Source organism: Novosphingobium album (ex Liu et al. 2023) (assembly GCF_029076845.1).
GTDB lineage: Bacteria > Pseudomonadota > Alphaproteobacteria > Sphingomonadales > Sphingomonadaceae > Novosphingobium.
This window is the reverse complement of sequence record NZ_JARESE010000002.1, coordinates 1-4260: the sequence shown is the minus strand read 5'-3', so window position 1 is coordinate 4260 and position 4260 is coordinate 1. Positions and strand designations below refer to the sequence as shown.

Here is a 4260-nt window from a genome sequence, read left to right as displayed (position 1 = left end):
GACAACCGATCCTACCGGCCATCATAGTCGCCGCTCAACCGGCCATCGTAGTTGTCGCCGCGCAGCTGCAGCAGGACGAGCCTGACGACTATGTTCTGGCCACCGGCGAGACCACCGAAGTGCGCACATTCGTCGAATGGGCCTTCGAGGATGTCGGCATTACGTTGCGCTGGGAGGGCGAGGGCTTGGAAGAGAAGGGCTATTGCGCCGAGACGGGCCGCTGCCTGGTGGAGATCGATCCGCGCTATTTCCGGCCCACCGAGGTCGATCTGCTGATCGGCGATCCCGCCAAGGCCCACCAGAAGCTGGGCTGGCGCCACGAGACCAACGTGCGCGAACTGGCGCGAGAGATGGTGGAGGCCGATCTTGTCGTCATGGCCGATGCCCCCATCGCGAAGGACGGCTGATCGAGGCGGCGCGGCGTGGTCCGCCGGGCGGGTTCCGGGTCCGTGGAATGGCATGCTGATGGCCCTTCGCCAGCCGATGGCCGTGGCTTTCCGATGAAGCGCGCGAACGGGGCAGGCCCGGAACCGGGTGACGTGCCGCTCGGGGATGCCATGGCTCGCGAGCGCATCCGGCGCTCGCTTCGGCGCGGGGCGGCCTGATTATGCGCCACCGCCTCTTTCGCCTGCTGAACAGCATCCAGAAGTGGGACATCTGGCCGGTTGCCTTTCGCCGGGTGCTGATGAAGGCGATGGGCATCGAGGTGGGCGATCGGGTCGTGGTGACGTGCGATGTCGATTTCGTCTTCGGAAAGATCATTTTGCACGATCGCGTCTTCATCAATCGTGGCGTGCTGATCGACGGCGAAGGATCGGTCGCCATCGGGGCGGCAACCCACATCGCGCCGCGATGCATGATCCTGACCGCGACGCACGCCGTGGGAAATCGCGATCGGCGGGCAGGGGGCAGCACCCGGCGCAAGGTCAGCGTGGGACGCGCCTGCTGGATCGGAGCGGGCAGCACGATATTGCCCGGCGTCGCGATCGGCGATGGCGTGATCGTGGGCGCCGGCTCGGTTGTGACCGGCCATATCCCCGACGACGAACTGCATGCCGGCGTCCCGGCGGTCCTGAAGAAACGTCTGGCAAGCGAAGGGCTGGAGGAATGATGCGCAGCGATACCGCGATATGCACCTGGTTCGTCGCCGATGACGCGGCGACCGCTTCGTTCTTCCCGCAGGTCGGCTCGCGCTCCGACGCTTCGGCGACGCAGGCGATCTACTGGCGCTGTACGGTGTGCTTCTATGCCAGCAGCATCGCGCTCAACCCGGACGCGCGGCATATCTTCTTCACCAACACGCGCCTGCCGCGCATCGACGGCGTCGAGATCGCCGAACTGTTCGAGCGCTGGGGCATCGAGACGGTCACGCTGCCGATCACCTATCGCCTTGCCAGCGGCATGGTCAGCAGTTTCGGCAACCAGTTCTATATCTTCGACGTCATCGACTGGCTGGCGCGGGACGGCGCGCCGGCGCGCGCCATCGTGCTCGACAGCGATTGCATCTGGCTCAAGCCCGTCGATGCCATGGCCGCCGAGATCGAGGCCAGCGGCGCGCTGACCTATGATCTCAGCACCGATGTCGACGAGATGATCAATGGCCGCACGCGCGCGCAGCTCGCCCGTTTCCTGGGGCGGCTGGGCGGTCCACCGATGGACGAGACGCACTATTACGGCGGCGAGATCTATGCCGCGCGCCGCGACGTGTCGCGGCGGATTTGCGAGCGCGCGCGGCTGCTCTGGCCGGCGGTACTTGCCGGCGATCCCGACGGTCCGCTCGAGGAAGCGCACCTCCTCTCGCTGATCTACGAGATCGAGGGTCTGCCGGCCGGAACCGCCGATCGTTTCATTCGCCGGATGTGGACCACGTTCCATTACAACAACCTGCGGCCACAGGACGAGGCGCTTGCCGTCTGGCACCTGCCGGTGGAAAAGAAGACCGGTTTCGCCGACCTGTTCAAAGCCATCGCGCGCCATCCCGAGGCCCATCCCGCTCGCGACGCGGGGAGGCTGGGCCTGGAATTTTCCAGTTATGCGCGATTGATGGGGTGGCCGCGCCGCGGGACGAAAAAACTGGCCAGGGACCTGGCGCTCAAGATCCGGGAAAAGGTGCAGCAGTGACCGTAAATCTCTATTCGCTCGCCGGAAAGCGCGTCTTCGTCGCGGGCCATCGCGGCATGGTCGGTTCGGCGATCGCGCGGCGCCTCGCGCGCGAGGACTGTGTCGTGCTCACCGTCGGGCGCGAGGAACTGGACCTGATCGACCAGGCGGCCGTTCGGGCCTGGTTTGCCAGGGAACGGCCCGACGCGGTGTTCCTGGCGGCGGCAAGGGTTGGCGGCATTTTGGCCAATGACACTTATCCCGCCGATTTCCTCTACGACAACCTGATGATCGAGGCCAACATCATCGAGGCGGCGTTCCGCAGCGAAGTTTCCAAGCTGATGTTCCTTGGCTCCTCGTGCATCTATCCCAAATTCGCCGAGCAGCCGATCCGCGAGGATTCGCTGCTGACCGGGCCGCTGGAGCCGACCAACGAGTGGTACGCGATCGCCAAGATCGCCGGGATCAAGTTGTGCCAGGCCTATCGCCGCCAGCACGGGCGCGATTTCATCTCGGCGATGCCGACCAATCTCTATGGTCCTGGCGACAACTTCGATCCGCAATCCAGCCACGTGCTGCCCGCGCTGATACGCAAGGCGCACGAAGCCAGGACAAGCGGTGCGGGGGAAATGACCATCTGGGGCACCGGCACGCCGCGCCGCGAATTCCTGCATGTCGATGATCTGGCCGATGCCTGCGTCTTCCTGATGGAACGCTACAGTGGCGACAGCCACGTCAACGTCGGTTCGGGCAGCGATATTCCGATTCGCGATCTCGCCGGGCTGGTGGCGCAAGTCATCGGCTTTTCCGGTGCCGTCGTGACTGACCCGTCTCGCCCCGACGGCACGCCGCGCAAGCTGATGGACAGCAGCGTGCTGAACGCCATGGGGTGGCATCCGCGTGTCAGCCTGGAGGAAGGGATCGCCGGGGCTTACCAGGCATTCCTGGCCGGTCAGGGGCGCAACGTCTGATCCGCCGCTCCCGGCCTTGCATAGCTGTCCGGCCAGAGTTCGCCGTGCGCGGACCGGCGCCGGGCGATGTCGCGCGCGGTATCGTCCAGCAGCGTCCCCCGTTGCTTCGGGCTGGCATGGCCCAGGCTGCCGAGCGCGTGGATCGGGTGCCTGGCACCGAAACGCCGCCAGAAGCGCGGGCCGGCTTGCGGATCGTAGCCGGCCCGCGCCATCAAGTAGAGCCCCACGACATCGGCGCGCCGCTCGATGCCGCCGGCAACATCCCCGCGCGCGATCGGATCGGCGTAGAGATTGTGGGCCAGTTCATGGCCCATGACCACCGCCAGTTCGGCATCGTCGGCGGTGCCCGCGACGATGCCGGAACGCAGAGTGACGAGCCGTCCGTCCGTGGACGCGTTCCAGCCTTCGCCGCCGATGACCTGCCAGGTCAGGTCGCAGCCTCTGGCCGGCGATATCGTGATGTCCAGCCTCGCGCCATCGCGCTCGACGGCAAGATTGAGCACGCCGTCCGACATGGCGGTGTCGATCAGCGCATTGGCCGTCTCGATCGGCGCATAGTCGGCCTCCTTGCCGTCGGCGGCGGGCGGCGGCGCGCGGTCGATCGCGATCAGGCGATCGCCTTGGCGCAGCCCGGCCCGTGCGGCGGGCGAATCCGCCGCGATCGCGGCGATGGCGAAGCCTTTGTCAAGCCTAGTCAAGGCAGTGAAATCGGGGCGATAGTCCAGGGCATACTGCACCGGGCTGGTGACGGTGAAGCCCGGCAGGAAACGCTGGCGGGGGCACAGGTCCGCGTTCGCGATCGCCAGCCGGTAGCCGACTTGCGCGACGGCCCGATCCTGCGCGATGAACAAGGCGAGCACCCCTGTTTTGGCCTCGTCGGCGTGAGCGGGCAGGGCCGGCAATGCCAGCGCGGCGGCGAGAATCGCGGCCGCGCTGGTCAGGGAATGCCGCAAGGTCATCTGCATCGCTTTGCTGTCCGGTTGCGGCCCGCCCTCCGCGTTGTCGCGATTCTGACTTCGGGCATGGCCAAAGACAAGTACCAAACCCGCGCCGGATCACTGATCGCGGCGGGCCGTTTTGTAATCGCCGCGCCAGCACGTCGCCGGTGGCCGGCATTTGAGCACATGAGGACAGCATGAAGATCGCGATGGTGGGTTCGGGCTATGTTGGCCTGGTATCTGGGGCGTGC

5 protein-coding genes are annotated in these 4260 nt (G+C 66.4%); 4 read left to right on the top strand and 1 reads right to left on the bottom strand.

All coding sequences use genetic code 11. The features are described 5' to 3' along the window. The 4 genes from PYV00_RS02010 to fcl all read left to right on the top strand — a co-directional run. Positions 1–407 (top strand): GDP-mannose 4,6-dehydratase (locus tag PYV00_RS02010; protein WP_275226586.1); only part of this gene is annotated, 407 nt, incomplete at its 5' end. Positions 408–607: 200 nt separating this feature from the next. Beyond that, on the top strand, positions 608–1111 hold the full coding sequence (locus tag PYV00_RS02005) for an acyltransferase (RefSeq protein WP_275226585.1): 504 nt from the start codon (positions 608–610) through the stop codon (positions 1109–1111). Next, positions 1111–2121: a hypothetical protein gene (locus tag PYV00_RS02000; RefSeq protein ID WP_275226584.1), complete on the top strand. Its 1011-nt coding sequence runs from the start codon at positions 1111–1113 to the stop codon at positions 2119–2121. The genes PYV00_RS02005 and PYV00_RS02000 overlap by 1 nt, the downstream gene beginning before the upstream one ends. Further along, positions 2118–3071 (top strand): GDP-L-fucose synthase, encoded by a 954-nt coding sequence (gene fcl / locus PYV00_RS01995; protein WP_275226583.1) that lies wholly within the window; start codon positions 2118–2120, stop codon positions 3069–3071. Before PYV00_RS02000 ends, fcl begins: the two co-directional genes overlap by 4 nt. Here the strand turns inward: fcl and PYV00_RS01990 are convergent. Then, positions 3053–4030 (bottom strand): M48 family metalloprotease, encoded by a 978-nt coding sequence (locus PYV00_RS01990; RefSeq protein WP_275226582.1) that lies wholly within the window; start codon positions 4028–4030, stop codon positions 3053–3055. The genes fcl and PYV00_RS01990 overlap by 19 nt on opposite strands. Positions 4031–4260 lie beyond the last annotated feature (230 nt).

Bases quoted from the DNA above. Each gene is read 5' to 3' on its own strand.
- PYV00_RS02005 (WP_275226585.1), top strand. From the start codon at position 608: ATGCGCCACCGCCTCTTTCGCCTGCTGAACAGCATCCAGAAGTGGGAC.
- PYV00_RS02000 (WP_275226584.1), top strand. From the start codon at position 1,111: ATGCGCAGCGATACCGCGATATGCACCTGGTTCGTCGCCGATGACGCG.
- PYV00_RS01990 (WP_275226582.1), bottom strand. From the start codon at position 4,030: ATGACCTTGCGGCATTCCCTGACCAGCGCGGCCGCGATTCTCGCCGCC.